General features: G+C 65.1%; 21 protein-coding genes. 12 read left to right on the top strand and 9 right to left on the bottom strand.

All coding sequences use genetic code 11. The features are described 5' to 3' along the window. Window positions 1-10 precede the first annotated feature (10 nt). The 11 genes from ACFFJ6_RS16475 to ACFFJ6_RS16425 all read left to right on the top strand — a co-directional run bounded on the left by ACFFJ6_RS16475 (window position 11) and on the right by ACFFJ6_RS16425 (window position 13,656). The gene (locus ACFFJ6_RS16475) at window positions 11-3,142 is read left to right on the top strand and encodes an efflux RND transporter permease subunit (protein ID WP_378389601.1); all 3,132 of its coding nucleotides are present in this window, start codon (window positions 11-13) and stop codon (window positions 3,140-3,142) included. A gap of 18 nt (window positions 3,143-3,160) precedes the next feature. After that, entirely contained in the window at window positions 3,161-3,775 is a 615-nt protein-coding gene (locus ACFFJ6_RS16470; RefSeq protein ID WP_378389599.1) for a TetR/AcrR family transcriptional regulator, read from the top strand. Window positions 3,776-3,789: 14 nt separating this feature from the next. Beyond that, a complete protein-coding gene (locus tag ACFFJ6_RS16465; RefSeq protein ID WP_378389597.1) occupies window positions 3,790-4,407 on the top strand; it encodes a flavin reductase family protein in 618 nt (205 codons plus the stop codon). A gap of 473 nt (window positions 4,408-4,880) precedes the next feature. Beyond that, entirely contained in the window at window positions 4,881-5,681 is an 801-nt protein-coding gene (locus ACFFJ6_RS16460) for a DeoR/GlpR family DNA-binding transcription regulator (RefSeq protein ID WP_378389595.1), read from the top strand. A 176-nt stretch (window positions 5,682-5,857) separates the two neighbouring features. Then, window positions 5,858-7,399, top strand: a complete 1,542-nt coding sequence (gene glpD / locus ACFFJ6_RS16455) for a glycerol-3-phosphate dehydrogenase (RefSeq protein WP_378389593.1) — start codon at window positions 5,858-5,860, stop codon at window positions 7,397-7,399. Next, window positions 7,396-8,475 carry an ABC transporter ATP-binding protein gene (locus tag ACFFJ6_RS16450; protein ID WP_378389591.1) on the top strand — a complete coding sequence of 360 codons (1,080 nt, stop codon included), beginning with the start codon at window positions 7,396-7,398 and terminating at the stop codon, window positions 8,473-8,475. Before glpD ends, ACFFJ6_RS16450 begins: the two co-directional genes overlap by 4 nt. Before the next feature lie 11 nt (window positions 8,476-8,486). Next, complete coding sequence (locus tag ACFFJ6_RS16445) at window positions 8,487-9,590, top strand: ABC transporter ATP-binding protein (RefSeq protein ID WP_378389589.1); 1,104 nt, start codon at window positions 8,487-8,489, stop codon at window positions 9,588-9,590. Continuing rightward, window positions 9,590-10,492 carry a carbohydrate ABC transporter permease gene (locus ACFFJ6_RS16440; RefSeq protein WP_378389587.1) on the top strand — a complete coding sequence of 301 codons (903 nt, stop codon included), beginning with the start codon at window positions 9,590-9,592 and terminating at the stop codon, window positions 10,490-10,492. Before ACFFJ6_RS16445 ends, ACFFJ6_RS16440 begins: the two co-directional genes overlap by 1 nt. Next, window positions 10,492-11,298: a carbohydrate ABC transporter permease gene (locus ACFFJ6_RS16435; protein ID WP_011159940.1), complete on the top strand. Its 807-nt coding sequence runs from the start codon at window positions 10,492-10,494 to the stop codon at window positions 11,296-11,298. The genes ACFFJ6_RS16440 and ACFFJ6_RS16435 overlap by 1 nt, the downstream gene beginning before the upstream one ends. A 159-nt stretch (window positions 11,299-11,457) precedes the next feature. Then, window positions 11,458-11,784 (top strand): DUF2160 domain-containing protein, encoded by a 327-nt coding sequence (locus ACFFJ6_RS16430; protein WP_378389584.1) that lies wholly within the window; start codon window positions 11,458-11,460, stop codon window positions 11,782-11,784. Window positions 11,785-11,856: 72 nt separating this feature from the next. Next, window positions 11,857-13,656 (top strand): ABC transporter substrate-binding protein, encoded by a 1,800-nt coding sequence (locus ACFFJ6_RS16425; protein WP_378389582.1) that lies wholly within the window; start codon window positions 11,857-11,859, stop codon window positions 13,654-13,656. A 243-nt stretch (window positions 13,657-13,899) separates the two neighbouring features. On the opposite strand, the gene ACFFJ6_RS16420 is transcribed toward ACFFJ6_RS16425, so the two are convergent. From ACFFJ6_RS16420 to ACFFJ6_RS16380, 9 genes are all read right to left on the bottom strand, one after another. Beyond that, a complete protein-coding gene (locus ACFFJ6_RS16420; RefSeq protein ID WP_378389580.1) occupies window positions 13,900-15,000 on the bottom strand; it encodes an alkene reductase in 1,101 nt (366 codons plus the stop codon). Window positions 15,001-15,288: 288 nt separating this feature from the next. Next, a complete protein-coding gene (locus ACFFJ6_RS16415; protein WP_378389578.1) occupies window positions 15,289-15,594 on the bottom strand; it encodes a sodium:proton exchanger in 306 nt (101 codons plus the stop codon). 214 nt (window positions 15,595-15,808) lie between these two features. Continuing rightward, complete coding sequence (locus ACFFJ6_RS16410; RefSeq protein ID WP_378389576.1) at window positions 15,809-16,876, bottom strand: branched-chain amino acid ABC transporter permease; 1,068 nt, start codon at window positions 16,874-16,876, stop codon at window positions 15,809-15,811. Continuing rightward, window positions 16,873-17,889 (bottom strand): branched-chain amino acid ABC transporter permease, encoded by a 1,017-nt coding sequence (locus ACFFJ6_RS16405; protein WP_378389574.1) that lies wholly within the window; start codon window positions 17,887-17,889, stop codon window positions 16,873-16,875. Before ACFFJ6_RS16405 ends, ACFFJ6_RS16410 begins: the two co-directional genes overlap by 4 nt. A gap of 112 nt (window positions 17,890-18,001) precedes the next feature. Beyond that, window positions 18,002-18,724 (bottom strand): ABC transporter ATP-binding protein, encoded by a 723-nt coding sequence (locus ACFFJ6_RS16400; protein WP_378389572.1) that lies wholly within the window; start codon window positions 18,722-18,724, stop codon window positions 18,002-18,004. A 358-nt stretch (window positions 18,725-19,082) separates the two neighbouring features. Beyond that, the gene (locus ACFFJ6_RS16395; protein ID WP_378389570.1) at window positions 19,083-19,847 is read right to left on the bottom strand and encodes an ABC transporter ATP-binding protein; all 765 of its coding nucleotides are present in this window, start codon (window positions 19,845-19,847) and stop codon (window positions 19,083-19,085) included. 348 nt (window positions 19,848-20,195) lie between these two features. After that, window positions 20,196-21,380: a substrate-binding domain-containing protein gene (locus tag ACFFJ6_RS16390; RefSeq protein ID WP_378389568.1), complete on the bottom strand. Its 1,185-nt coding sequence runs from the start codon at window positions 21,378-21,380 to the stop codon at window positions 20,196-20,198. Between the two features lie 183 nt (window positions 21,381-21,563). Further along, a complete protein-coding gene (locus ACFFJ6_RS16385) occupies window positions 21,564-22,931 on the bottom strand; it encodes a lytic murein transglycosylase (protein ID WP_378389566.1) in 1,368 nt (455 codons plus the stop codon). Between the two features lie 243 nt (window positions 22,932-23,174). Further along, a complete protein-coding gene (locus tag ACFFJ6_RS16380) occupies window positions 23,175-24,605 on the bottom strand; it encodes a helix-turn-helix domain-containing protein (protein WP_378389564.1) in 1,431 nt (476 codons plus the stop codon). Between the two features lie 221 nt (window positions 24,606-24,826). Between ACFFJ6_RS16380 and ACFFJ6_RS16375 the strand changes: the two genes are divergently transcribed. Further along, window positions 24,827-26,461 (top strand): isocitrate lyase, encoded by a 1,635-nt coding sequence (locus tag ACFFJ6_RS16375; protein WP_378389562.1) that lies wholly within the window; start codon window positions 24,827-24,829, stop codon window positions 26,459-26,461. The last annotated feature ends 12 nt before the right edge of the window (window positions 26,462-26,473 follow it).

Genomic DNA, 26,473 nt, shown 5'->3' with positions numbered 1-26,473 from the left:
GGAGGCGGCGATGCGCTGGTTCAACCTCTCGGCCTGGGCGGTTTCGCATCCGGCGCTGATCCTGTTCCTGATCTGCGCGCTCAGCGTTTCCGGCATCTACTCGTATCTGCGGCTCGGCCGCGCCGAGGATCCGTCGTTCACCGTCAAGGTCGCGGTGGTGTCGGTGATCTGGCCGGGCGCGACCGCCGCGGAGATGCAGGCGCAGGTCGCCGATCCGATCGAGAAGAAGCTGCAGGAGCTGCCGTATTTCGAGAAGGTCCAGACCTATTCGAAGGCGTCGTTCGCCGCCATGCAGGTCACCTTCCGCGACTCGACGCCGCCCGCCGAGGTGCCGCATCTGTTCTATCTGTTGCGCAAGAAGCTGTGGGACGTCGCGCCGCAACTGCCGAGCAACCTGATCGGCCCGACCATCAACGACGAATACGGCGACGTCGACTCCATTCTCTACATGATGACCGGCGAGGGCGCGAACTACGCGCAGCTCAAGAAAGCTGCCGAGGGCCTGCGCCAGCGCCTCCTGAAGGTCGCCAATGTCACCAAGGTGAATATCTACGGCACCCAGGACGAAAAGATCTATGTCGAGTTCTCGCACGCCAAGCTGGCGACGCTCGGCCTGACGCCGCAGGCGCTGTTCGACTCGCTCGCCAAGCAGAACGCGGTGACGCCGGCCGGCACGGTGGAGACCTCGTCGCAGCGCGTGCCGCTGCGCGTCACCGGCGCGATCGACGGCGTCAAGGCGGTGGCGGAAACGCCCGTCGAAAGTAACGGCCGGGTGTTCCGGCTCGGCGACATCGCCACGGTGTCGCACGGCTATGTCGATCCGACCGACTACATGGTGCGGCAGAAGGGCAAGGCCGCGATCGGCATCGGCGTAGTCACGGCCAAGGGCGCCAACATTCTCGACCTCGGCGAGCAGGTGAAGGCCGCGACCGCGGAGTTCATGGGCGACGTGCCACAGGGCATCGAGATCGAGCAGATCGCCGATCAGCCGCTGGTGGTGAAGCACGCCGTCGGCGAATTCATGAAATCGTTCGTCGAAGCGCTGGTGATCGTGCTGTTCGTGTCGTTCCTGGCGCTCGGCTGGCGCACCGGCATCGTGGTCGCGCTGTCGGTGCCGCTGGTGCTGGCGATCGTCTTCATCGTCATGAACGTGATGTCGCTCGATCTGCACCGCATCACCCTCGGCGCGCTGATCATCGCGCTCGGCCTGTTGGTCGACGACGCCATCATCGCGGTGGAGATGATGGTGGTGAAGATGGAGCAGGGCTGGGACCGCGCCAGGGCTGCATCCTTCGCCTGGGAGTCGACCGCGTTTCCGATGCTGACCGGCACGCTGGTGACCGCCGCGGGCTTTCTGCCGATCGGCTTCGCCAATTCGTCGGTCGGCGAATATGCCGGCGGCATCTTCTGGATCGTGGCGATCGCACTGATCGCCTCGTGGTTCGTCGCGGTGATCTTCACGCCCTATATCGGCGTCAAGCTGCTGCCGGACTTCGCCGGGAAGAAGGGCCATAACCCGGACGAAGTGTATCACACCCGCGTCTACCGGGCGCTGCGCGCCGGCGTCGCGTGGTGCGTGCGCTGGCGCGGCACGGTGGTGCTCGCCACGATCGGCCTGTTCGTCGCGTCGATCGTCGGCTTCGGCCACGTGCAGCAGCAGTTCTTTCCGCTGTCGGAGCGGCCCGAACTGTTCCTGCAACTCCGCCTGCCGGAAGGCACCGCGTTCGGCGTGACCATGAAGACCGTCAAGGAAGCCGAGACGTTGCTCAAGGACGATTCCGACATCGCCACCTACACGGCCTATGTCGGCAAGGGTTCGCCGCGGTTCTGGATGGGGCTCAACCCGCAGCTCCCGACCGAGTCCTTCGCCGAGATCGTGATCGTCGCCAAGGACGTCGATGCGCGCGAACGCATCAAGGCGCGGATCGAACAGGCCACGCATGAGGGCAGACTCGCCGAAGCCCGCGTACGCGTCGACCGCTTCAATTTCGGTCCGCCGGTCGGTTTCCCGGTGCAGTTCCGGGTGATCGGGCCCGACACCGCCAAGGTGCGCGAGATCGCCTATCAGGTCCGCGATGTAGTGAAGCGCAATCCGAACGTGATCGATCCGCATCTCGATTGGAACGAGCAATCGCCCTATCTCAGGCTCGTCGTCGATCAGGACCGCGCCCGCGCGCTCGGGCTGACGCCGCAGGACGTCTCGCAGGCGCTGGCGATGCTGATTTCCGGCGCGCCGGTGACCACGGTGCGTGACGGCGTCGAAAAGATCGCCGTGGTGGCCCGTGCGGTGCCGGCCGAGCGGCTCGACCTCGGCCGCATCGGCGAACTCACCATCACGGCGCGCAACGGCGTCGCGGTGCCGCTGTCGCAGGTCGCCAAGGTGGAGTACGCGCACGAGGAGCCGATCCTGTGGCGGCGCAATCGCGACATGGCGATCACGGTGCGGGCCGACGTCGTCGACGGCGTGCAGGCGCCGGACGTCACCAATGCGATTTGGCCGCAGCTGAAGGAGATCCGCGACAGCCTGCAGCCCGCCTACCGGATCGAGACCGGCGGCGCGATCGAGGAATCCGCCAAGGGCAACGCCTCGATCTTCGTGCTCTTCCCGGTGATGGTCATCGTGATGCTGACGCTGCTGATGATCCAGCTACAGAGCTTCCCGCGGCTGCTGCTGGTGTTCCTCACCGCGCCGCTCGGCATCGTCGGCGCCTCGCTCGGGCTCAATGTCGCGACCGCACCGTTCGGCTTCGTGGCGCTGCTCGGGCTGATCGCGCTGGCCGGCATGATCATGCGCAACACCGTGATCCTGGTCGATCAGATCGAGACCGATGTGGCGCAGGGCTCGACCCGGCGCGAGGCGATCGTCGAGGCGACGGTGCGCCGCGCCCGGCCGGTGGTGCTCACCGCGCTCGCCGCGATCCTGGCGATGATTCCGCTGTCACGCTCGGCGTTCTGGGGCCCGATGGCGATCACCATCATGGGCGGACTGTTCGTCGCGACCTTCCTGACGCTGTTCTATCTGCCCGGTCTGTACGCCTTGTGGTTCCGCAAAAGTCTCGACGAACGCGGCGGTACCGATCTTGCGCCGCAGCATGGCGAGCACGGGCATCACGCGTTTCCGCTTGCCGACGCCGCCGAATAATTCGACATTGCGGCCCTGATGAGCGTGATTTCCGAGAATACCGAAGCCGACATGCGTCACCGCATTCTCGTGGTGGCGGAGCGTCTGTTTCGTCAGATCGGCTACCAGAAGACCACGGTGGCCGACATCGCCAAGGTGCTGCAGATGAGCCCGGCGAATGTGTATCGCTTCTTCGACTCGAAGAAGGCGATCCATTCGGGCGTGGCGCGTCACCTGATGGGCGAAGTCGAGCAGGCTGCGGCGAGCATCGCGGCGGAGAGCGGACCGGCCGGCGACCGGCTGCGCAAGCTGCTCTCGACCGTGCACCGGATGAATCGCGAGCGCTATGTCGGCGACGAGAAGTTGCACGAGATGGTGGCGATCGCGATGGAAGAGAACTGGGACGTTTGCGTGCTGCACATGCAGCAGATCGTCGGCGCCATCACCCAGATCGTGACCCAGGGCGCCGCAAGCGGTGAGTTCGACGTTCCGGACGTCGCGGTGGCGGCGGGTTGCACCTGCACGGCGATGATGCGATTTTTCCATCCCCAGATGATCGCCCAGACCATCAACAAGGATGGTCCGACGATCGATCAGATGATCGACTTCATCCTGCGCAGCCTCGGCGCTCGAACCGTGGCCGCCGTCTCCTAACCCAGGACCTCCGCGTGACCGATCTGCATTCCTACGAGCCGGCAAACGGCCACGGCCTCAAGCACGACCCCTTCAATGCCATCATCGCGCCACGGCCGATCGGCTGGATCTCGTCGTGCAGCGCGGCCGGCCACGTCAACCTCGCGCCCTACAGCTTTTTCAACGCCTTCAACTACAAGCCGCCGCTGATCGGCTTTTCCTCGACGACCTGGAAGGACACCGTCGCCAACATCCAGGAGACCGGCGAGTTCGTCTGGAATCTGGTGACGATGGATCTGGCGGAGGCGATGAACGCCACCTCGGCGACGGTGCCGCAGGAAGTCGATGAGTTCGAACTCGGCAAGCTCACCAAGCTGCCGAGCACGCGGGTGAAGCCGCCGCGCGTCGGCGAGAGCCCGGTGTCTTTCGAATGCAAGCTGTCGGATATCATCCAGCTCAAGGGCGCCGACGGCACCAAGGCCGAGGCCTGGCTGACGATTGGCGAAGTCGTCGCGGTGCATATCGACAAGCGGCTGATCCTGGACGGCGTCTATCAGACCGCACTGGCCCGCCCCATCGTCCGCGCCGGCCGCCGCGGCGACTACTTCGAAATCCGCCCCGACGCGATGTTCGACATGCCGCGGCCGGAATAGCTGGGCGGCGGGCGCGGTTTTCTGTGCGCTTCATCGATGCTTCTGAACGTCGCGCACGCCCCAATCACTCCGTCATGGCCGGCTTGTCCCGGCCATCCACGCCTTTTCTGAGTTGACGTCAGCAAGACGTGGATGCCCGGCACAAGGCCGGGCATGACGCGGGGCGGGGCTGTGCATGCACCTGATGCTCACCAATTGCTCGAAGCCCAGGCCTTCCAATGGGCACTGAGTCCTCATCCTGAGGAGCCCGGCGCAGCCGGGCGTCTCGAAGGATGGGGCCGCGCTGCGTCCGTGGCCCATGGTTCGAGACGGCGCTTCGCGCCTCCTCACCATGAGGCTGTGCGTGTGGCGAGCCTTCAGAGCAGGGTCGTTCGATTGAAGCGGTCGTTGCGGTTGCGTGGCAGCCTCTGCGCCGCGCGTTGACGGCGGCGGCGAACCGCCGCACCATGGATCGATTCTTTCCAGGTGTGCGCGTGACTGCCCTCAGCCAACGTCAATCCGAAATTCTCAATCTTGCCCGCGCCTCGGGGCGGGTGATGGTCGACGATCTCGCCCGGCGCTTCGAAGTGTCGGCGCAAACCATTCGCAAGGATCTCAACGATCTGTGCGATCAGCGCTCGCTGACGCGGATCCACGGCGGCGCGATCATCGCGTCGGGAGTCGAAAATCTCGCCTATGAGGCGCGCCGTTTCGTCGCCGCCGAAGAAAAGCGTGCGATCGGCGCCGCCGCGGCCGCGCAGATTCCGAACGGCTGCTCGCTGTTCATCAACATCGGCACCACCACCGAGGAAGTCGCGAGCGCATTGACGTCGCATCACGAGTTGCTGGTCATTACCAACAACCTCAATGTCGCCATGCAGCTCTACAAATATCCGCGCATCGAGGTCATTGTCGCCGGCGGCACGGTCCGGCGTGCCGACGGTGCGGTGATCGGGTCGGCGGCGATCAGCCTGATCGGCCAGTTCAAGGTCGACTACGCGATCATCGGCGCCTCGGCGATCGACGAGGAGGGCGCGCTGCTCGACTTCGACTATCGCGAGGTGCAGGCCGCGCAGGCGATCATCGCCAACGCCCGCAGCGTGATGCTGGTGGCGGATTCGACCAAGCTGCGGCGCAGCGCGCCGGTGCGGATCGCGCATTTGAGCCAGATCCAGACCTTCGTGACCGACGAGGCGCTGCCGCCGGCGCTGCAGACCATCTGCGATGCGCACGGCATTCAGGTGATCGAAGCCTTGCCGAAACGCGCCGAAGACCTCGACGACACCGCCGCCTGAAACGCGCTAATAGACTGTAATCACTAGAGATTTTGCCTGGCCGCCGAAGCGGCCGGGAGAACTGTCACATGCCGCTTGCTTTCGTTTTGTATTCTGATCTATTTCGTCTCGAAAGAAATTCGACAGAAGCGAAAGCTGCACTGCAGCAATTCGCAAGCGTTGGGTGAGGAGCGTCCGTGGCAAAGGTTTTCGATCTCGCGATCATTGGCGGCGGGATCAACGGCTGTGGCATCGCGCGCGACGCGGCCGGCCGGGGCAATTCCGTTTTCCTTTGCGAGATGAACGACCTGGCCAGCGGCACCTCGTCCTGGTCGACCAAGCTGATCCACGGCGGCCTGCGCTATCTCGAATATTTCGAATTCCGGCTGGTGCGCGAGGCGCTGATCGAGCGCGAGCGGCTCTGGCAGATCGCGCCGCACATCATCGGGCCGCTGCGCTTCGTGCTGCCGCATCATTCCGGCCTGCGGCCCGCCTGGCGGCTGCGCCTCGGACTGTTCCTTTACGACTACATCGGCGGCCGCAAGCTGCTGCCCCCGACCCGCTCGGTCGATCTCGCCCACGACGAAGTCGGCAAGCCGCTGGTGCCGGGCCGCTTCACGCGCGGCTTCGAATATTCCGACTGCTTCGTCGATGACGCGCGGCTGGTCGTGCTGACCGCGCGCGACGCGGCTGATCGCGGCGCCGACATTCGCACCCGCACCCGCGCGGTCGAGGTGCGCCAGCACGACGGCATCTGGCACGTCACCACCGAGGACATGCGCAGCGGCGTGCGCGAGACGATCCAGGCGCGGGCGCTGGTCAATGCCGCCGGACCGTGGGTCGAGAACGTGCTGGCGTCCGGCTCTGGCGTCAACGCGACCTCGAAGGTGCGGCTGGTGCAGGGCTCGCACATCGTGGTGCCGAAGCTGTATCAGCACGACCGCGCCTACATCTTCCAGAACGCCGACGGCCGCATCGTGTTCGCGATTCCCTATCAGGGCGATTTCACGCTGATCGGGACCACCGACCGCGACTATCACGGCGACCCGTCGCAGGTGAAAGCGACGCCGGACGAGATCGCTTATTTGTGCGATGCGGTCAGTCAGTACTTTGCCAAGCCGGTGACCCCAGCCGAGGTGGTGTGGACGTTCTCCGGGGTGCGGCCGCTGTATGACGACGGCGCCAGCGAGGCCAAGGCGGCGACCCGCGACTACGTGTTCGAGCTCGACACGCCGGGCGGCGCGCCGCTGCTGTCGATCTATGGCGGCAAGATCACCACCTATCGGCGGCTGTCCGAAGAGGCGCTGGAGAAGCTCTCACCTTACGTGAAGGGCGCGCAGGCCAAGGAGGGCTGGACCGCGCGGCAGCCGCTGCCCGGCGGCGACTTCGCCGTCGATGGCGGGCCCGCGCTGGTGGCGCAACTCACCCGTGACTACCCGTTCCTGCCGCAGCCGCACGCGTATCGGCTGGTGCACGCCTACGGCACGCGCGCGCGCCTGGTGCTCGGCGCGGCGACGTCGATGGCCGATCTCGGCCGCGACTTCGGCGCCACATTGACGGAAGCCGAGGTCCGCTATCTGATGAAAAACGAATGGGCCTGCAGCGCCGACGACATCGTGTGGCGCCGATCCAAGCTCGGTCTGCGGCTGTCGCCCGAGGCGATCACCGCGCTGGGCGAGTGGATCGCGGCGAACAGCTTCGCCGAGAAGCCCCAGCAACAGATGGGAGGCCGGGCATGAGTGTCAGCCTGGAAAACGTGACCCGCACGATCGACGGGATGCCGGCGATCCGCGACGTGTCGCTGACGCTGGAGCGCGGCACGCTGAGCGTGCTGCTCGGGCCGACGCTGTCCGGCAAGACCTCGATCATGCGGCTGCTCGCCGGCCTCGACAAGCCGACCTCCGGCCGCGTGCTGGTCGACGGCAAGGACGTCACCGGCGCCGACGTGCGCACTCGCTCGGTGGCGATGGTGTATCAGCAGTTCATCAACTACCCGTCGCTCAGCGTGTACGAGAACATCGCCTCGCCGCTGCGCGTGCAGGGCAAGCCGCGCGCCGAGATCGAGCAGCGCGTGCAGGAGGCGGCGAAGCTCTTGAAGCTCGAGCCGTATCTGCAGCGCACGCCGCTGCAGATGTCCGGCGGCCAGCAGCAGCGCACCGCGATCGCCCGTGCGCTGGTGAAGGGCGCCGACCTCGTGCTGCTCGACGAGCCGCTGGCCAATCTCGACTACAAGCTGCGCGAGGAGCTGCGCACCGAATTGCCGAAGATCTTCGAGGCCTCCGGCGCGATCTTCGTTTACGCCACCACTGAGCCGTCCGAAGCGCTGCTGCTCGGCGGCCGCACCATCTGCATGTGGGAAGGCCAGGCGCTGCAGGTCGGCCCGACTCCGATGGTGTATCGCCAGCCCGACACGCTGCGCGTCGCGCAGGTGTTCTCCGATCCGCCGCTCAACATCGTCGGCGCCGAGAAGAAGGCCGGCACGGTGCACTATGCGGGCGGCGTCGAAGCGCCGGCGACCGGTGTATTCGCCGGGCTCGGCGACGGCGCCTATCGGGTCGGTTTCCGCGCCCATCAGATCGCGGTGAAGCGCGCCGATCCGGATCGTCATGCGTTCCAGACCACGGTGGCGATCACCGAGATCACCGGCTCGGAGAGCTTCGTGCATCTCAAGCGCGGCGACGACAATTGGGTCGCGGTGCTGCATGGCGTGCACGAGTTCGAGCCGGGCCAGCCGCTCGACGCGGTGCTCGATCCCGCCAACCTGTTCGTGTTCGACGCGGCCGATCGCCTCGTCGCCGCGCCGAAGCCGAACTGAGGGGCATCCCGATGGCGCGCATTGATCTCGTCGATCTTGCTCACTCCTATCTGGTCGGCGACAACCTGCCGCCGGCCGCCTACGCGCTGAAGCCGGTGTCGATGACCTGGCGGCAGGGCGGTGCCTATGCGCTGCTCGGCCCCTCCGGCTGCGGCAAGACCACGCTGCTCAATCTGATCTCGGGCATCGTCACGCCGTCGCACGGCAAGATCCTGTTCGACGGCAAGGACGTCACGCAGCTCTCGACCCGCGAGCGCAACATCGCGCAGGTGTTCCAGTTTCCGGTGATCTACGACACCATGACGGTGCGGGAGAATCTCGCCTTTCCGCTGAAGAACCGCGGCGTGGCGAAGCCGGACATCGACAAGCGCGTCGCGGAAATCGCCGATCTCTTGGACCTGACGCCGAACCTGAATCGCAAGGCGACGCGGCTCACCGCCGACGCCAAGCAGAAGATCTCGCTCGGGCGCGGACTGGTGCGCAACGACGTCGCCGCGATCCTGTTCGACGAGCCGCTGACGGTGATCGATCCGCATCTGAAGTGGGAGCTGCGCAGCAAGCTCAAGGCGCTGCACCGCGCGCTCGATCTGACGATGATCTACGTCACCCACGACCAGACCGAAGCGCTGACGTTCGCCGACACCGTGGTGGTGATGCATGATGGCCGCGTCGTGCAGAGCGGCACGCCTGAGGAGCTGTTCGAGAAGCCGGCCCACACCTTCGTCGGTTACTTCATCGGCTCGCCCGGCATGAACATCGTGCCGGCCGAGGTGAAGGGCCGCGACGCGCTGGTCGGCGGCCACGCCATCCGGCTGGCGCGCGGCTACGACAATCTCCCCGCCGGCGCTAAGATCGAGATCGGCGTGCGGCCGGAATTCGTGCATCTCACCGCCAAGGCGCCGGGCGTGCTGTCGGGCCGCATCGAGCGGATCGACGATCTCGGCCGCATTCGCTTCGCCTCGGTGCGGGTCGGCGACGCCAAGTTCGCCGCGCGCGTGCCGGACGGTTTCACGCCGGGCGGCGACGAGGCCGGGCTGCAATTCGAACCCTCGCGCATCCACGTCTACGCCAACAGCGAGATCGTCGAGGGCAGCGCACTGGAGCAAGTCGCCTGATGGACAAGGTCGTCAACCAGAAAGCCTGGTTCCTGGTGCTGCCGGTGTTCGCCATCGTGGCGTTCTCGGCGATCCTGCCGTTGATGACGGTGGTGAACTATTCGATGCAGGACACCTTCGGCAACAATCAGTTCTTCTGGAACGGTGTCGGCTGGTTCAAGGAACTGCTCGATCCGTCGAGCGATCTCGGCGGCCGGTTCTTCGCCTCGCTGTGGCGCAATCTGGCGTTCTCGGCGATCATCCTGGCGATCGAGGTGCCGCTCGGCATCGTGGTGGCGCTGGCGATGCCGCGCCACGGCTGGTCGGTGGCGTTCTGCCTGGTTATCATGGCGCTGCCGCTGTTGATCCCGTGGAACGTGGTCGGCACCATCTGGCAGATCTTCGGCCGCCCCGACATCGGCCTGATGGGCTACACGCTTAATCATCTCGGCTTCAACTACAACTACGTGTCCAACGAGTTCGACGCCTGGGCCACCGTGGTGGTGATGGACGTCTGGCACTGGACCAGCCTGGTGGCGCTCTTGTGCTACGCCGGCCTGAAGTCGATCCCGGACGCCTATTATCAGGCGGCGCAGATCGACGGCGCGTCGCGCTGGGCGGTGTTCAAGGCGATCCAACTGCCGAAGATGCACCGCGTGCTGCTGATTGCCGTGCTGCTGCGGTTCATGGACAGCTTCATGATCTACACCGAGCCGTTCGTCGTCACCGGCGGCGGGCCGGGCAATTCGACCACCTTCATCTCGATCGAGCTCGTCAAGATCGCGCTCGGCCAGTTCGACCTCGGCAAGGCCGCGGCGCTGTCGATCGTCTACAACCTGATCATCATCATCGTCTGCTGGGTGTTCTACACCGTGATGACCAATGCCGGTAATGAGCACCGGCCGACCGAAGGGAGCGTGTGATGCATTCGATCCCCGGCCGCCGCATCGTGATGGCGCTGTATCTGCTGTTCCTGATGTTGCCGATCTACTGGCTCGTCAACATGAGCTTCAAGACCAACGGCGAGATCGTCTCGACGATGACGCTGTGGCCGCATCAGCCGACGCTGGAGAACTACCGGACGATCTTTACCGATCCGAGCTGGTATTCGGGCTACATCAACTCGCTGCAATACGTCGTCATCAACACGGTGCTGTCGATCTCCTTCGCGCTGCCGGCCGCGTATGCGTTCTCGCGCTATCGCTTCCTCGGCGACAAGCACCTGTTCTTCTGGCTGCTGTCGAACCGGATGGCGCCGGCCGCCGTCTATGCGCTGCCGTTCTTCAATCTGTATTCGGCGCTGAACCTGTTCGACACGCCGTGGGCGGTGGCGCTGGCCCACTGCCTGTTCAACGTGCCGCTGGCGGTGTGGATTCTCGAGGGCTTCGTGTCCGGCGTTCCGAAGGAGATCGACGAGACCGCGTTCCTCGACGGCTATTCGTTCCCGCGCTTCTTCGTGAAGATCCTGATGCCCCTGATCGCCAGCGGCATCGGCGTCGCGGCGTTCTTCTGCTTCATGTTCTCGTGGGTCGAGCTGCTGCTGGCGCGGACGCTGACCTCGGTCAATGCCAAGCCGATCTCGGCGGTGATGACCCGCACCGTGTCGGCCGCCGGCATGGACTGGGGCCTGCTCGCCGCCGCCGGCGTTCTCACCATCATTCCGGGCGCGCTGGTGATCTGGTTCGTCCGCAACTACATCGCGCGCGGCTTCGCGCTGGGACGGGTGTGAGGGGATGATGATGACGCACCCACGTTTCGCCCGTCATTGCAAGCGAAGCGAATCAATCCAGAGCGCCGTGCTCGGAGCTGGATTGCTTCGTCCCCTTGCTCCTCGCAATGACGGAGAGGCTGTCTTCGCCTGCTACGATCGAAGAGGAGCGCGCTGATCATGGACTCCTTCGCATGGATGGCGTGGACCTGGCCGACTGCGGCGTTCTTCGCCGCGCTGGCTTGCACGCTCGGGACCATGACCTGGCTCGCGGTGGCCTATCCGGAAGTCGAGCGCGTCGGCGTGCTGCGGATTCCGACGACGCGCGGCGACCGGCTGTTTCTATCGCTGATCCTGGCCGCCGTGATTCACCTGGTGTGGATCGCGGTGGTCGGCACCGATCCGCTGTTCACGCTGCCGGTCGGTGAGGGTGTCGAAGTGTCGAGCCTCTGGCTCGCCACGGGTCTGTCGCTGGTTTCTGCCGTTGTGATTTTTCGCACCGTCTGAGCCTGGCGAATGAGGAACAGATCCGGGATCAACCCGGGCCTGAAGTGCTGTCGCTTAATGGAGGAACCAAGGATGCGACATTTGATTGGACGCAAAACCCATGTCAGCCGCGCGCGGCTGATGACGATGGCGAGCGCGGCGGCGCTGGTCGCGGCTTCGATGACGCTGGCGGCGCCGGCGTGGTCCGCCGACGACGCGGTGCTGAAGAAGTGGATCGACGAGGAATTCCAGCCCTCGACGCTGTCGAAGGAAGACCAGCTCAAGGAACTGCAGTGGTTCGCCAAGGCGGCCGAGCCGTTCAAGGGCATGGAGATCAACGTCGTCTCCGAAACGCTGACGACGCACGAATATGAATCCAAGACGCTGGCCAAGGCGTTCAGCGAGATCACCGGCATCAAGCTGCGGCACGACCTGATCCAGGAAGGCGACGTCGTCGAGAAGCTGCAGACCCAGATGCAGTCCGGCAAGAACGTCTATGACGGCTGGATCAACGACTCCGATCTGATCGGCACTCACTTCCGCTACAACCAGACCATCGCGCTGTCGGACTACATGACCGGCGAGGGCAAGGACGTCACCGATCCGATGCTCGACGTTGGCGACTTCATCGGCACGTCGTTCACCACGGCGCCCGACAAGAAGATGTACCAGCTGCCGGACCAGCAGTTCGCCAACCTTTACTGGTTCCGGTACGACTGGTTCACCAATCCGGACTACAAGGCGAAGTTCAAGGCCAAGTACAGCTATGAGCTCGGCGTGCCGGTCAACTGGTCGGCCTATGAAGACATCGCCGAGTTCTTCACCAACGACATCAAGGAAATCAACGGCGTCAAAGTCTATGGCCACATGGACTACGGCAAGAAGGACCCGTCGCTCGGCTGGCGCTTCACCGACGCCTGGCTGTCGATGGCCGGCAACGGCGACAAGGGCCTGCCGAATGGCCTGCCGGTCGACGAATGGGGCATCCGCATGGAAGGCTGCCGTCCGGTCGGCTCGTCGATCGAGCGCGGCGGCGACACCAACGGTCCGGCGGCGGTCTATTCGATCGTCAAGTATCTGGACTGGATGAAGAAGTACGCGCCGCCGCAGGCGCAGGGCATGACGTTCTCGGAGTCGGGCCCGGTGCCGGCGCAGGGCAACGTCGCCCAGCAGATCTTCTGGTACACCGCCTTCACGGCCGACATGGTGAAGCCCGGTCTGCCGGTGATGAATGCCGACGGCACGCCGAAGTGGCGTATGGCGCCGTCGCCGCATGGCGCGTACTGGAAGGAAGGCATGAAGCTCGGCTATCAGGACGTCGGTTCGGCGACGCTGCTGAAATCGACCCCGGCGGACCGCCGCAAGGCCGCCTGGCTGTATCTGCAGTTCATCACCTCCAAGTCGGTGAGCCTGAAGAAAAGCCACGTCGGTCTCACCTTCATCCGTGAGAGCGATATCTGGGACAAGTCGTTCACCGAGCGCGCGCCCAAGCTCGGCGGTCTGATCGAGTTCTATCGCTCGCCGGCCCGCGTGCAGTGGTCGCCGACCGGCAACAACATCCCGGACTATCCGAAGCTGGCGCAGCTGTGGTGGCAGAACATCGGCGACGCGTCGTCCGGTGCCAAGACTCCGCAGCAGGCGATGGACTCGCTGGCCGCGGCGCAGGACTCGGTACTCGAGCGCCTCGAGAAGTCGAAGGTGCAGGGCGAATGCGGTCCGAAGCTGAACAAGAAGGAGACCGCGGAGTACTGGTACGAGAAGTCCGCCAAGGACGGCAACATCGCACCCCAGCGCAAGCTGGCGAACGAAAAGCCGAAGGGTGAAACGATCGACTACGACACCCTGATCAAGTCCTGGCCGGCCTCCCCGCCGAAGCGCGCCGAAGCGAAGTAAGCGTTCTCGAAGTCGAACCGCCATCAACGCAAAAGGCCGGGAGCGATCCCGGCCTTTTTGCTGTTCCGCGCACTTCCTCTCGTTCGTCATTCCGGGGCGCGCGAAGCGCGAGCCCGGAATCCATACCCCCTATACTAGCCTTTGGCCGCACTTCGCGCCCAACAATGAGCACAGGGCTTATGGATTCCGGGCCTGCGCCGCTGCGCGGCGCATCCCGGAATGACGGCGTGTGTGGCTAAGCGCTTACTGCGCCGCCTGGGCCGATTCCAGCGTCGGGTAGTCGATGTAGCCCTTGGCGCCGCCGCCGTAGAAGGTGGCCTTATCGGGCTCGTTCAGCGGGGCGTTGCGCTTGAGGCGCTCGACCAGGTCCGGATTCGAGATGAACGGCTTGCCGAACGCGATCAGGTCGGCCGCGCCCGAGTCGAGATGCTGGTTCGCGAGCGCGAGATCGTAGGCATTGTTGGCGATGTAGGCGCCGCTGAAGCGCTTGCGCAGCGAGGCGTAGTCGAACGGCGCGATGTCGCGCGGGCCGCCGGTCGCGCCTTCGATGACGTGGATATAGACCAGCTTCAGCTTGTTCAGCTCGTCGACGATGTATTCGAACAGCGGCTGCGGGTTCGAGTCGGAGACGTCATTGGCGGGCGTCACCGGTGAGATGCGGATGCCGGTCCGTTCCGGTCCGATTTCCTTGGCGACGGCCGCGGCGACTTCGATCATCAGCCGGGCACGGTTCTCGATCGAGCCGCCATACTGGTCGGTGCGCTTGTTGGAGCTGTCGCGGACGAACTGGTCGAGCAGATAGCCGTTGGCGCCGTGAATCTCGACGCCGTCGAAGCCCGCCTTGATGGCGTTGGCCGCGGCCTTGCGGAAATCATCGACGATGCCGGGGATTTCGCTGAGCTCGAGCGCGCGCGGCTCGGAGACGTCGGCGAATTTGCCGCCCACGAAGGTCTTGGTATTAGCCTTGATGGCCGAGGGCGCGACCGGCTTGCCGCCGTTCGGCTGCAGGTCGACATGCGAGATGCGGCCGACATGCCAGAGCTGGATGAAGATCTTGCCGCCGCGCTTGTGCACCTCGTCGGTGACTTTCTTCCAGCCGGCGACCTGGGCGTCCGAATAGATGCCGGGCGTGTCCTGATAGCCCTGACCCTGCTGCGAGACCTGGCTGGCTTCCGTGATCAGCAAGCCGGCGGTGGCGCGCTGGCCGTAATATTCCGGCGCGAGCGGGCTGGGGATGAGCCCTTCCGGAATCGCGCGGTTGCGCGTCAGCGGGGCCATCGCGATGCGGTTGGCGAGCGAGATCGGACCGAGCTTGGTGGGCTCGAACAGCTTGGAAGTCGACATGGGGCCGTCCTGGAAAATTGCGGATGGCTGGAACTTGGGGCGCCCCGTCGGAATCTCAATGGGTCTGCCGAAAATAGATGCGACCGCATGAAATTTTGAAGTGCGGTTTCGAAAAGCCGGCTGCGGCTGAAAGGATCTGCTGCGAATGCGGGCGAGCGCGGACCAATTCTGCTCGGGCTTTAACGTGCTCGCGGCGCAGGCAACGCGTTTGAGCGAAGGGAGCCGGCGGCGGGGAAATCGTCGCCGGAACCCAGCTCGCAGCCGGTGTCGGCTGCGAGCAAGGGATCGTCAGGCGGCGAGCGTGCGGCGCTGGCGGCGGAAGAACCAGAAGGCGAACGGGGCCACGAACAGCGTGCCGAACGCTGGCAGGGCCGCGGCGCGCAGGATCTCGCTCGCCCCGAAGCCGTCGCCGCCGAGGCCGATCTTGCCGAGCACGATGGCGATCACCAGCGTGACGATCGGCGAGACCACCATGGTGGCGGCGCCGGCGGCCTGCGACACCAGTTTGCCGGCCGGAGCGGCGGTTGCGAGTACACCTGCCACCACGACGGCGGCCCCGAAAGCCAGTGCGGTCAGCACCAAAAGAAGTGTCATTTCCAATTTCCTGTTGCTCGGACGATCCGCCTGTTCGGTATCCGAATAAGCGGGGTGTCCTAAGTCGATGGGGCGCGGAGGTGAGAAAGCGCCCCGAACGGCAACAGGATACTTTGTGCAGTTGCACACGAAATTGATCTGGCGCAGATGATACCGGTCAGCCTGCGCGTCAGGAGCGCACAGGAGCCATGCGTCTTACGACTTTGGTCCCGGTTTAGCCGGCTGATTTCTGCCCGCCGCGCAGCCGGCCGACGATCCCGGTCGGGAAGAAATACACGCTGGCGACGAACAGCAGGCCGAGCCACAGCAGCCAGCGATCCGGATGCAGCAACCCCGGCAGCAGCGGCAGCCCGGCATCGGCGGCGGCGGTCGAGGCCGCCCCCATCAGCGCTTGCAGATAGTTTTGCGCCAGGATGAAGATGGTGGCGCCGATGATCGCGCCGTAGATCGTGCCCATGCCGCCGATCACCACCATCAGCAGGATATCCAGCATGATCGAGAAGCTCAGCGAGGTGTCGGGTCCGGCATAGCGCAGCCACATCGCGTTGAGCACGCCGGCGGCGGCGGCCACCAGCGCGGCCAGCACGTTGGCGTAGGTGAGGTGGAAGACGGTGCGATAGCCCAGCGCCTCGGCGCGGAAGCGGTTCTCGCGGACCGCCTGCAGCACCCGGCCGAACGGCGAGTTCACCACCCGCAGCAGCGCCAGGATCATGCCGGCGCAGCCGATCAGGATGATGTAGTAGGTCAGGATGCGGCCGTTGATCCGCACCCCGAAGAAATCCTTGATGAACACCGTGCCGGGTCGCAGCAGCTCCGGCAGGCTGAAGCTCCGGCCGTCCTCGCCGCCGGTCAGCCACGACAATTGCGACGCCAGCACCAGGAAGGCGGAGGCGACCGCCAGCGTGATCATCGCAAAGAAGATCGCCTCGACCCGCAGCGAGAACAGCCCGATCGCCAGCGCCAGCAGCGCCGCCAGCGGCAGGCCGATGACGATGCCGGCGCCGACTGCTGCCCAACTCGGCCCCATGCCGTACAGCGCGATCGCCACTGCGTAGCTGCCGATGCCGTAGAACATCGTGTGGGCGAACGACACCGTGCCGGTGTAGCCGAGCAAGAGGTCGTAGGACGCCACCAGCGCCGCGAAGATGCAGATCTTGGCGGCGACGTTGAGCGGCTTGGCACCGGGAAACAGGAATGGCGTGAGCGCCAGCACCACCACGATCGCGATCAGGATCAGCGACAGCACCCGGCTGCGCGGCGGATCGCCGGACAGGATCATCATCGTGACGTCACCGCGTAGAGTCCGCGCGGCCGCCACATCAGGATGGCGACCATCAAGAGAATGTTGGAGACCAACGTCAGCTTCGGCACCAGGAAGCCGCCGTAATTGGCGACCATCGCCACCAGCAGCGCCCCGATGAAGCAGCCGCCGACCGAGCCAAGCCCGCCGATGATCACCACGATGAAAATCAAGACGGTGAGCTCGTTGCCCATCGAGGCGTGGACCTGCTCGCGATACAAGGCCCACATCACGCCGCCGAGCCCGGCCAGCGCCGAGCCGACCATGAACACGCCGAGGAACAGCCGCTTGACGTGATAGCCGAGCGCCTCGACCATCTCGCGGTTTTCGACGCCGGCGCGGATCAACAGGCCGATCTTGGTGCGGTTCAGCGTCAGCTGGATGCCGACGAACACGATCAACCCGACCAGCATCACCAGCAGGCGATATTTGGCGATGGCGATATCGCCGATGATGAACGAGCCACGCAGCGCGTCCGGCAGCGGCAGCGGAATGATCTGTGGCCCCCACAGCGCGTAGAGCGCCTGCTCTGCCACGATCAGTCCGCCGGTGGTCATCAGGATCTGCTTCAGATGCTGGCCGTACACCGGCAGGATCAGCACGCGCTCGACGACGAGGCCTAGCGCGCCCGACACCGCCATCGCGGCCAGCGCCGCCGGTGCCAGCACCGCCAGATTGATCAGCAGCGAGTCGGCCTGCGACATCGCCGCCAGCGGCAGCAGCACCAGTGTGGCGATATAGGCGCCGACCGAGATGAATGCGCCGTGGCCGAAGTTGAGCACGTCCATCAGCCCGAACACCAGCGTCAGGCCCGACGCCATGGTGAAGATCATCATCCCCATCGCCAGACTGGCGATGGTCAGCGTCACCCACGACGAGAACGAACCGACCAGCGGCAGCATCAGCAGCGCCAGGATCACCGGCAGCAGCACCGGCAACAGATCGCGCTTGGCCTGCGGCAGCGGATCGGAGGTGGAGGCGGGGATGTCGGTCATGGGAGGCCTCCGTCATTGCGAGCGAAGCGAAGCAATCCACTCCCGAGCACGGCGCTGGATTGCTTCGTCGCTGCGCTCCTCGCAATGACGGGGAGAGGGCGAGAGTAAGAACTCACTGATGCGCCTCCAGGCTCAATCCGAGCAGGCGTTCCTGCAGCGGCACGTCGGCGGCGAGGGCGGCCATGGCGCCGCGGTGCACGATCATGCCGTTGTCCATCACCAGGACGCTGTCGCCGATCTGCTGGGCGACGTGGAAATTTTGCTCGACGAGCAGAATGGTCGTGCCGCTGCGCTTGATCTCGGCGAAGCACTCGATCAGCGCGCCGATGATCGCCGGCGCCAGCCCCTTGGTGGGCTCGTCGATCAGCAGCAGCTGGCGCGGCTCGATGATGGCGCGGGCGATCGACAGCATCTGCTTCTGCCCGCCGGACAGCGAACCGGCACGCGACAGCCAGAACTTCCGCAGCGCCGGGAAGAAGCCGAAGATCCAGTCGAGCCGCGCCGTCTCCATCGCGCGTTCGCGCGCGGCCAGGATCAGGTTTTCCTTCACGGTGAGATCGGAGAACACCGCCATGGTCTCCGGCACGTAGCCGATGCCCAGTCGCGCGATCTCCGGCGTCGCCATTGCCTCGATGCGCTTGCCGGCGAAGTTGATCTCGCCTTTCGACGCCGGCCACAGACCCATGATGGTGCGCAGCGTCGTCGTCTTGCCGGCGCCGTTGCGCCCGAGCAGCATCGTGGTCTCGCCTGCGGGCACGACGCAATCGACGCCCTGCAGAATGTGGTAGCGGCCGATGTTGGTGTGCACGCCGGAAAGCGTGAGAAGGTCGGTCATTCTCCTCTCGCTCCACAACGAGGCGCCTCTTCTCCCCTCCCCCTTGCGGGGAGGGGTCGGGGGTGGGGGGCCACAACGGGACGCCATCCTTGCGTCGCCCTCACCCCAACCCTCTCCCGCAAGCGGGAGAGGGAGCCCGTCGGCGCGCGGGGAGAGAGCGTTATCAGCATCTCCATCGAGTTACTTATTGCGTCTTCATATTTGCGCGGCGCCTCTTCTCCCCTCCCCCTTGCGGGGAGGGGTCGGGGGTGGGGGGGCCACGAGGATGGCGTCCCGTTGTGGACCCCCACCCCAACCCTCCCCGCAAGGGGGAGGGGGCTCGTTCGCATGCGGGGATAGTTTGCCATCAACATCATCTTCACGCCGCACTCTTCCCCGGCGCAATACCCAGATACGCTTCCTGCACGATCGGCGAGGCGATGACGTCGGCGGGCTTGCCGTCGGCGACGAGTTTGCCGTGGTGGAGAACGATGATGCGGTCGGCGAGGGAGCGGACGACGTCCATCTTGTGCTCGACCAGCAGGATGATCTTGGTCGGATCGGCTTTCAGCCGCGCGATCAGGTCGAGCACCACCGGGACTTCGTCGACGCTCATGCCGGCGGTCGGTTCGTCGAACATGTAGACCTTCGGCTCCAGCGCCATCATCAGCGCGACTTCGAGCTTGCGCTGGTCGCCGTGCGACAGCGCGGTGGCGGCGACGGTGCGGCGGCTGCCCAGCGCGACGCTGTCGAGGATGGCGTCGGCGCGGTCGATCAGGTCGCGGCGAGTGCGCCACGGCCGCAGCATGTCGTAGTGCGTGCCGCTGTGCGCCTGCACGGCGAGGCGGACGTTCTCTTCGACGCTGAGATTGGGAAACAGATTGGTAAGCTGGAACGCGCGGCCGAGCCCGGCGCGGGTGCGCAGCGGGGCGGTCATTTTGGTGATGTCGGCGCCGTCAAACAGGATGCGGCCGGCGCTCGGCTTGAGCTGGCCGGAGATCAGGTTGAAATACGTCGTCTTGCCGGCGCCGTTCGGCCCGACGATCGCGGTCAGTTCGCCCGGCCGAAACGCACAGCTCACCCCATCGACCGCGACATGGCCGCCGAAGCGGATGGTGAGGGATTGGGTTTCGAGGGAGGTCATGGCAACGCGGTCATCGCAGTTTCGAGCATCATCTAAAGGCGCCGAGTGGATTAGGAGTGGTGCACGGCGCCTCTCCAATCACAACGTCATCACCCGCGAAAGCGGAGGATCCAGTACGCCGCAGCGCTTCCGTTTTGTCGAAACCGCTCTGGGATACTGGGCCACCCGCTTTCGCGGGTGGTGACGACCTGTGAGTGTGACAAGCGACGCGCCTCATCGTTCAAGTTCGTCATTCCGGGATGCGCCCTCTTGGGCGCAGGCCCGGAATCCATACTCCCGGCGGTGGTTATGGATTCCGGGCTCGCGCTTCGCGCGCCCCGGAATGACGAACGTAAGGTTGACGGGTTGTTACTTCTTGTTCTTGATCGGGATCGTCATGTCCTCGATCTTGAGTTCGCGCACCGGCTCGAGCGCGGCCCAGGCGAGGTTGGGATCGACCTTGACCTTGAAGTGATACATGCTCTGCAGCGCCTGATGATCTTCCTTGCGGAACATCATCTTGCCCTTGGGCGTGTCGAATTCCATGCCCTCCATGGCGGCGATCAGCTTCTCGGTGTCGGTCGACTTCGCCTTCTGCACGGCGGTGACCACCGCCATCGCGGCCGAGAATCCGCCCGCGGTGAAGAAATCCGGCGGCGCGTTTAAGCGCTTCTGATGCTCGGTCACGAGCCAGTCGTTGATCGGGTTCTTGGGGATGTCGTAGTAGTAATAGGTCGCGCCTTCCATGCCGGGCAGGCGCTTGTAGGCGGCCAGCGCCGGGAGGATGTTGCCGCCGGTGGACAGCTCGATGCCGTAGCGCTTCGGGTCCATATCCTGCAGCTTGGTCAAGGGATCGCCGCCGCCGGCCCACACCACCCAGATGATCTTCTTGCCGGGCTTGTCCTTGAGCGCATCGAACAGCCGCTGGCCGACCGCGGTGAAGTCGGTCGTGGTGGTCGGGACGTATTCTTCGGCGGCAAGGGTGGCGCCGGTCTTGCCGAGGGCCTCCTTGAAGGCGGCGACGCCGTCGCGGCCGAACGCGTAGTCCTGCGCCAGCGTGGCGATGGTGACGCCCGGCTTGCCGATCGCGACCGCATTGGAGATCGCGTCCTGCGAGGAGTTGCGGCCGGTGCGGAAGATGTAGCGATTCCACTTCTCGCCGGTGATCTGGTCGGCGACCGCCGGCTCGACGATCAGGATCTTCTTGTTCTCTTCGGCGACCGGCAGATCGGCCAGCGCGGCGGCCGACGAGGAGGTGCCGATCGCGATGTCGGCGCCGTCGTCCTGATAGGCTTCGGCGAGCGCGGCCTTGGAGAGGTCGGGCTTGCTCTGATCATCCTTGGTGATGACGACGATCTTGCGGCCGTCGAGCATCATCGTGCCCTTGGTGGCGTATTCCAGCCCCATCATCAGGCCGGTCTCGGTCTGCTTGGCGTAAGCCTCGAGCGGGCCGGTCTTGCCGTAAATCAGCGCGATCTTGAGATCGTCGGCCTTTGCGGCGACCGCTCCGGTCAGCGCAAGGGCGGCGGCGGCAACGAGAGACAGATGACGCACGTTCTTCCTCCGGTTTTTGTTGCGCGCGACCCTAGTGCAAGTCGGCGAAACTTGGAACGTGCCGGCAGATGAAATTTCGCGGGATCTGCGGCGGCTCTGATCGGGTTCAGAGCCGCAGCTCCCGCTTGTTGCCCGGACGCGTTTTCTTCACGCGAGCCGGCCTCCACTTCGCTTGAAAACGCTCTACTGCGGTAAAGGCGCCGGCGGACGGCGGCGACGCTCCGCCGGCGGCGCATCGGATTGGCCGAGCGGCGGCTCGGCGGAGGCGGAAGGCGCGGGTGACGCCGAGCCGCCCATCCGGGTCAGCAATTCCGCGGTCGGCCAGGAATCCGCCGGCAGTCCGTATTTGACCTGCATCGCCTTCACGGCCGTGCGGGTCTGCTGGCCGAGCACGCCGTCGACCTTGCCGACGTCGAAGCCGGCGCGCACCAATAGTTGTTGAAGCTGCTTCATCTCGTTGAACGACAGCTGCGCGACCTGCGCGGTGGGCTTGCGCATCGGCGCGGCCCCGGCGATGCGGGTCGCGAGATACGCCGCGGTGGTCGAGTAGATCAGCGAGTTGTTCCACTCCGTGTAGGCGGCGAAGTTCGCATAGGCGAGGAACGCCGGGCCGTGCCGGCCCATCGGCAGCAACAGCGACGCCGGCATGTCGTCCTTCGGCAGCGGCCGTCCGTCCGCATAGCTGACGCCCCACTGCGCCCATTGCGAGCGCGGCTGCTTCACCGTGAGATCGGCCTGATCCCACGGCAGATTGGCCGGCACCTGCACCTCCTGCAGCCACGGCTCGCCGCGGCGCCATTTCAGGCCGGCCGCGATGTAGTGAGCGGTCGAGCCGATCACGTCGGGTGCGCTGTGCAGCAGGTCGCGGTGGCCGTCGCCGTCATAGTCGACCGCGTAGTCGAAATAGTGCCGCGGCAGGAATTGGGTCTGGCCGAGTTCGCCGGCCCACGAGCCGATCATCTCGCCGGGCGCCAGATCGCCGCGGTCGACGATCTTCAGCGCCGCGATGGTCTCCTGCTGAAACATCTCGGAGCGGCGGCAGTCATAGGCCAACGACACCAGCGAACGCAGCGTCGAGAGATTGCCCTGCACGGCGCCGAAGTCGCTTTCCAGCGCCCAGAACGCCGCGATCACCGCCGGCGGCACGCCATATTCCTTCTCGGCGCGCGCGAATGCCTGCGCGTATTGCTTGATCAGCTGCTGGCCCTTGACGCGCCGTCCCTCCGACGCCATCCGCCCGGCGAACACCGTGAAGATCTGCCCGAACACCCGCTGCCCGCGATCGCGATTGACGATGCCCTGATCGTACACGAGATACGGCGAGGCCGCCGCGATCGCCCGCTGCGACACCCCGGCGGCGACGGCCTGCTGTTTCAGCCCGGCGAGAAACTGATCGAAGCTCTGCCCGCCATGGCAGGACGCACCGCGCTGGGCGAGGGCGGGGGAGGCGGACAGGGTTATTGCGGCCGATACTGCCAACGCGGCGACGAGCCCGCACGATCGTTCTAGCATCGAATTGATCCGCAGCATCGCCACCTCACGAAACGTCATCGCCGGGCTCGACCCGGCGATCCATCAAATCAGAAGAGCTGACTGTTGTTGGGATGGATGGCCGGGTCAAGCCCGGCCATGACGGGCGGTGCGGGCGTTGGCGGCTTCGGGCAGAATAATCCCCGCGTCATTGCGAGGAGCGAAGCGACGAAGCAATCCAGCGCCGTGCTGCGGCTGTGGATTGCTTCGCTTCGCTCGCAATGACCGGGAGTCATGCAGAGCGGGCGAGGACGGAACGCCGCCTCACAACTCCCTCGCATTACTGAACGCAAAGCTGCTTGCCCGTCGCGTGTTCTCGTCCAAAATCAGCGTCCTGGTGATCGGCGGTTCGGCGCGTTGGCTGCAGTGTTCGCGTTCGCAGAGACGGCAGTTGACGCCGATCGGGGTGCCTTCGGCTTTGTCGAGGTCCATGCCGGCGGCGTAGATCAGTTTGGAGGCGTGGCGGATTTCGCAGCCGAGGCCGAGGGCGAAGCGCGGTTGCGGCTGCGGGTGCGGCGCGACCGGGCGGCGGACCATCTGGGCGATCGAGAAGTAGCGGCTGCCGTCCGGCAGTTCGATGACCTGCTTGAGCAGGCGATCCGGCGTGTCGAAGGTCGAGTGCACGTTCCACAGCGGGCAGGTGCCGCCGAATTTCGAGAACGGGAAGGTGCCGGACGAAAACCGCTTGGAGACGTTGCCAGCGTTGTCGACGCGCAGCAGGAAGAATGGCACGCCGCGCGCGTTGGGCCGCTGCAGCGTTGTGAGGCGATGGCAGACCTGCTCGAAGCCGGCGTTGAAGCGCTGCGCCAGCACGTTGACGTCGTAGCTGAGCTGCTCGACCGCGGCATGGAACGCCGCGTAGGGCATCATCACCGCGGCGGCGAAGTAATTGCCCAGCGTGATCCGGAACAGCCGCCGCGCGCCGTCGTCGAGCGAGCCGGTGCGGGCGACGATGCCGTCCATCACGCTGCCGTATTCGGTCAGCCCGGTCTGGAACGCGCGGCCCTGGAAATCGACCAGCTCGGAGATCAGCAACTGGCGGCGGTGGCGGTCGAACCGGCGCAGCGTCTCGCGCATCACGTCCACCGGCATGATCCGCGTGGTGATCGAATGCCGTTCGCGCAGGCGGTCGGCGAGCGCGCCGAACAGCTCCTGCGAGGTGACGTTGAGCTCGTCCCGCACCGTCTCGGCGGCCTGCTCGAGTTCGGGGAAGTAATTGCGGTTGGCCTCGATCAGGTCGCGGACGCGCTCGATCGGGTTGGCCTCGTAGCGGATCTGCTCGCGGTCCGCCATCTGCGCCGCCACCATGGTTTCGCCGCGCCGCGCCTCCGTATAGGCGGCGTACAGCCGCTGCAGCGAGTGGGTGACGCCGGGGCAGAGCTCGGCAAGGTCTTTCAGCTCCTGCTTGGGCAGGTCGATCTGGCGGAACAGCGGGTCGGAAAAGATCTCGTTGAGCTCGGCGAAGAACCGGTCCTCGTCGGCGGTCGCCAGGTCGCGCAAATCGAGGTCGTAGGTCTCGGCCAGCCTCAAAAGGATCTGAGCGGTCACCGGGCGCTGGTTGCGCTCGATCAGGTTGACGTAGCTGGGGGAAATGCCCAATCCTTCGGCGATCTGGGTCTGTGACAGGCCGAGCTGCTGGCGAATCCGCCGGAATCGCGGCCCGACGAACAGTTTTTTACCGGATTCGCCGGCCATTTTCACAGTTCCTTCAGCTTCGCCTGCTGGCAGATTTTTACAAAATTTACAAAGTTACATTTGTTACATGTACTGAAGTTACATGACATCACCATTCGTTCGCAAGAGGTCTGTACGTCTTTCCCAATCTCGCGTTTACGTAGCGACACGTTTCGCAGCGCGCTGTCACGAATGTCTCAAGCAGCGCGACGCGGTTTTGTCGTCACCGAAGGGATCATGTCATGAACTTCCAGCCTCGCGGCATCAGCGCCATCCACGGTCCGAGCTCCTATCAGAGCGAGCTCGAAGCGGCCGAAGCCCTGCTCAAGGACAAGCCGACCTGGAACGGCGTTACCGCCGAGGCCGTGGCCCGCATGCGCCTGCAGAACCGTTTCAAGACCGGCCTCGACATCGCCCGCTACACGGCGGCGCAGATGCGTGCCGACATGGCGGCCTATGACGCCGATCCGACCAAGTACACCCAGTCGCTCGGCTGCTGGCACGGCTTCATCGCGCAGCAGAAGCTGATCTCGATCAAGAAGCATGGCGGTGGCCGCACCGACCGTCGTTACATCTACCTGTCGGGCTGGATGATCGCGGCGCTGCGCTCCGAATTCGGCCCGCTGCCCGACCAGTCGATGCACGAGAAGACCTCGGTGCCGGCGCTGATCGAAGAGATCTACACCTTCCTGCGCCAGGCCGACTCGCGCGAGCTCAACGACCTGTTCCGCCAGCTCGACAAGGCCCGTGAGGCCGGCGACAAGGCCAAGGAAACGGCGATCATCGACCAGATCGACAATTTCCAGACCCACGTCGTGCCGATCATCGCCGACATCGACGCCGGCTTCGGCAACGCCGAGGCGACCTATCTGCTTGCCAAGAAGATGATCGAAGCGGGCGCCTGCGCGCTGCAGATCGAGAACCAGGTCTCGGACGAGAAGCAGTGCGGGCACCAGGACGGCAAGGTCACCGTGCCGCACGACGTGTTCATCGCCAAGGTGCGCGCGCTGCGTCACGCCTTCCTCGAGATGGGCGTGGAAGACGGCATCATCGTCACTCGCACCGACTCGCTCGGCGCCGGCCTGACCCAGCAGATCGCGGTCAGCCATCAGCCGGGTGACATCGGCGACCAGTACAACAGCTTCCTGGATTGCGAGGAAGTCGACGCCACCAAGATCGGCAACGGCGACGTCATCATCAGCCGCAACGGCAAGCTGCTGCGTCCGAAGCGTCTGCCGAGCAACCTGTACCAGTTCCGTCCGGGCACCGGCGCGGACCGCTGCGTGCTGGACTGCATCACCTCGCTGCAGAACGGCGCCGACCTGCTGTGGATCGAAACCGAGAAGCCGCATATCGAGCAGATCGCCTCGATGGTCGATCGCATCCGCGAAGTCGTGCCGAACGCCAAGCTGGCCTACAACAACTCGCCGTCGTTCAACTGGACGCTCAACTTCCGCTGGCAGGTTTACGATGCCTGGAAGGAAGAAGGTAAGGACGTGTCCAAGTACAACCGCGCCGAGCTGATGAAGGCGGAGTACGACGAAACCCCGCTGGCGATCGAAGCCGACGCCCGCATCCGCACCTTCCAGGCGGATTCGGCGAAGCGCGCCGGTATCTTCCACCACCTGATCACGCTGCCGACCTACCACACGGCCGCGCTGTCGACCGACAACCTGGCCCGCGAATATTTCGGCGACCAGGGCATGCTGGGTTATGTTAAGAACGTGCAGCGCCAGGAAATCCGTCAGGGCATCGCCTGCGTGAAGCACCAGAACATGGCCGGCTCGGATATCGGCGACGATCACAAGGAATACTTCGCCGGCGAAGCGGCTCTGAAGGCCGGCGGCGAACACAACACGATGAACCAGTTCAGCTAACAGAAAAGAACA

Source organism: Rhodopseudomonas telluris (assembly GCF_042432815.1).
In the GTDB taxonomy this organism is placed as follows: Bacteria; Pseudomonadota; Alphaproteobacteria; order Rhizobiales; family Xanthobacteraceae; genus Rhodopseudomonas; species Rhodopseudomonas telluris.
Note: the sequence above shows the minus strand (reverse complement) of the source record. Positions and strands in the feature narration are given on the sequence as shown.

What these genes read in the sequence shown, in the direction of transcription:
- ACFFJ6_RS16475 (WP_378389601.1), top strand. Translation starts at nt 11, where the DNA reads ATGCGCTGGTTCAACCTCTCGGCCTGGGCGGTTTCGCATCCGGCGCTG.
- ACFFJ6_RS16470 (WP_378389599.1), top strand. Translation starts at nt 3,161, where the DNA reads ATGAGCGTGATTTCCGAGAATACCGAAGCCGACATGCGTCACCGCATT.
- ACFFJ6_RS16450 (WP_378389591.1), top strand. Translation starts at nt 7,396, where the DNA reads ATGAGTGTCAGCCTGGAAAACGTGACCCGCACGATCGACGGGATGCCG.
- ACFFJ6_RS16445 (WP_378389589.1), top strand. Translation starts at nt 8,487, where the DNA reads ATGGCGCGCATTGATCTCGTCGATCTTGCTCACTCCTATCTGGTCGGC.
- ACFFJ6_RS16440 (WP_378389587.1), top strand. Translation starts at nt 9,590, where the DNA reads ATGGACAAGGTCGTCAACCAGAAAGCCTGGTTCCTGGTGCTGCCGGTG.
- ACFFJ6_RS16435 (WP_011159940.1), top strand. Translation starts at nt 10,492, where the DNA reads ATGCATTCGATCCCCGGCCGCCGCATCGTGATGGCGCTGTATCTGCTG.
- ACFFJ6_RS16430 (WP_378389584.1), top strand. Translation starts at nt 11,458, where the DNA reads ATGGACTCCTTCGCATGGATGGCGTGGACCTGGCCGACTGCGGCGTTC.
- ACFFJ6_RS16425 (WP_378389582.1), top strand. Translation starts at nt 11,857, where the DNA reads ATGCGACATTTGATTGGACGCAAAACCCATGTCAGCCGCGCGCGGCTG.
- ACFFJ6_RS16420 (WP_378389580.1), bottom strand. Translation starts at nt 15,000, where the DNA reads ATGTCGACTTCCAAGCTGTTCGAGCCCACCAAGCTCGGTCCGATCTCG.
- ACFFJ6_RS16415 (WP_378389578.1), bottom strand. Translation starts at nt 15,594, where the DNA reads ATGACACTTCTTTTGGTGCTGACCGCACTGGCTTTCGGGGCCGCCGTC.
- ACFFJ6_RS16410 (WP_378389576.1), bottom strand. Translation starts at nt 16,876, where the DNA reads ATGATGATCCTGTCCGGCGATCCGCCGCGCAGCCGGGTGCTGTCGCTG.
- ACFFJ6_RS16405 (WP_378389574.1), bottom strand. Translation starts at nt 17,889, where the DNA reads ATGACCGACATCCCCGCCTCCACCTCCGATCCGCTGCCGCAGGCCAAG.
- ACFFJ6_RS16400 (WP_378389572.1), bottom strand. Translation starts at nt 18,724, where the DNA reads ATGACCGACCTTCTCACGCTTTCCGGCGTGCACACCAACATCGGCCGC.
- ACFFJ6_RS16395 (WP_378389570.1), bottom strand. Translation starts at nt 19,847, where the DNA reads ATGACCTCCCTCGAAACCCAATCCCTCACCATCCGCTTCGGCGGCCAT.
- ACFFJ6_RS16385 (WP_378389566.1), bottom strand. Translation starts at nt 22,931, where the DNA reads ATGACGTTTCGTGAGGTGGCGATGCTGCGGATCAATTCGATGCTAGAA.
- ACFFJ6_RS16380 (WP_378389564.1), bottom strand. Translation starts at nt 24,605, where the DNA reads ATGGCCGGCGAATCCGGTAAAAAACTGTTCGTCGGGCCGCGATTCCGG.
- ACFFJ6_RS16375 (WP_378389562.1), top strand. Translation starts at nt 24,827, where the DNA reads ATGAACTTCCAGCCTCGCGGCATCAGCGCCATCCACGGTCCGAGCTCC.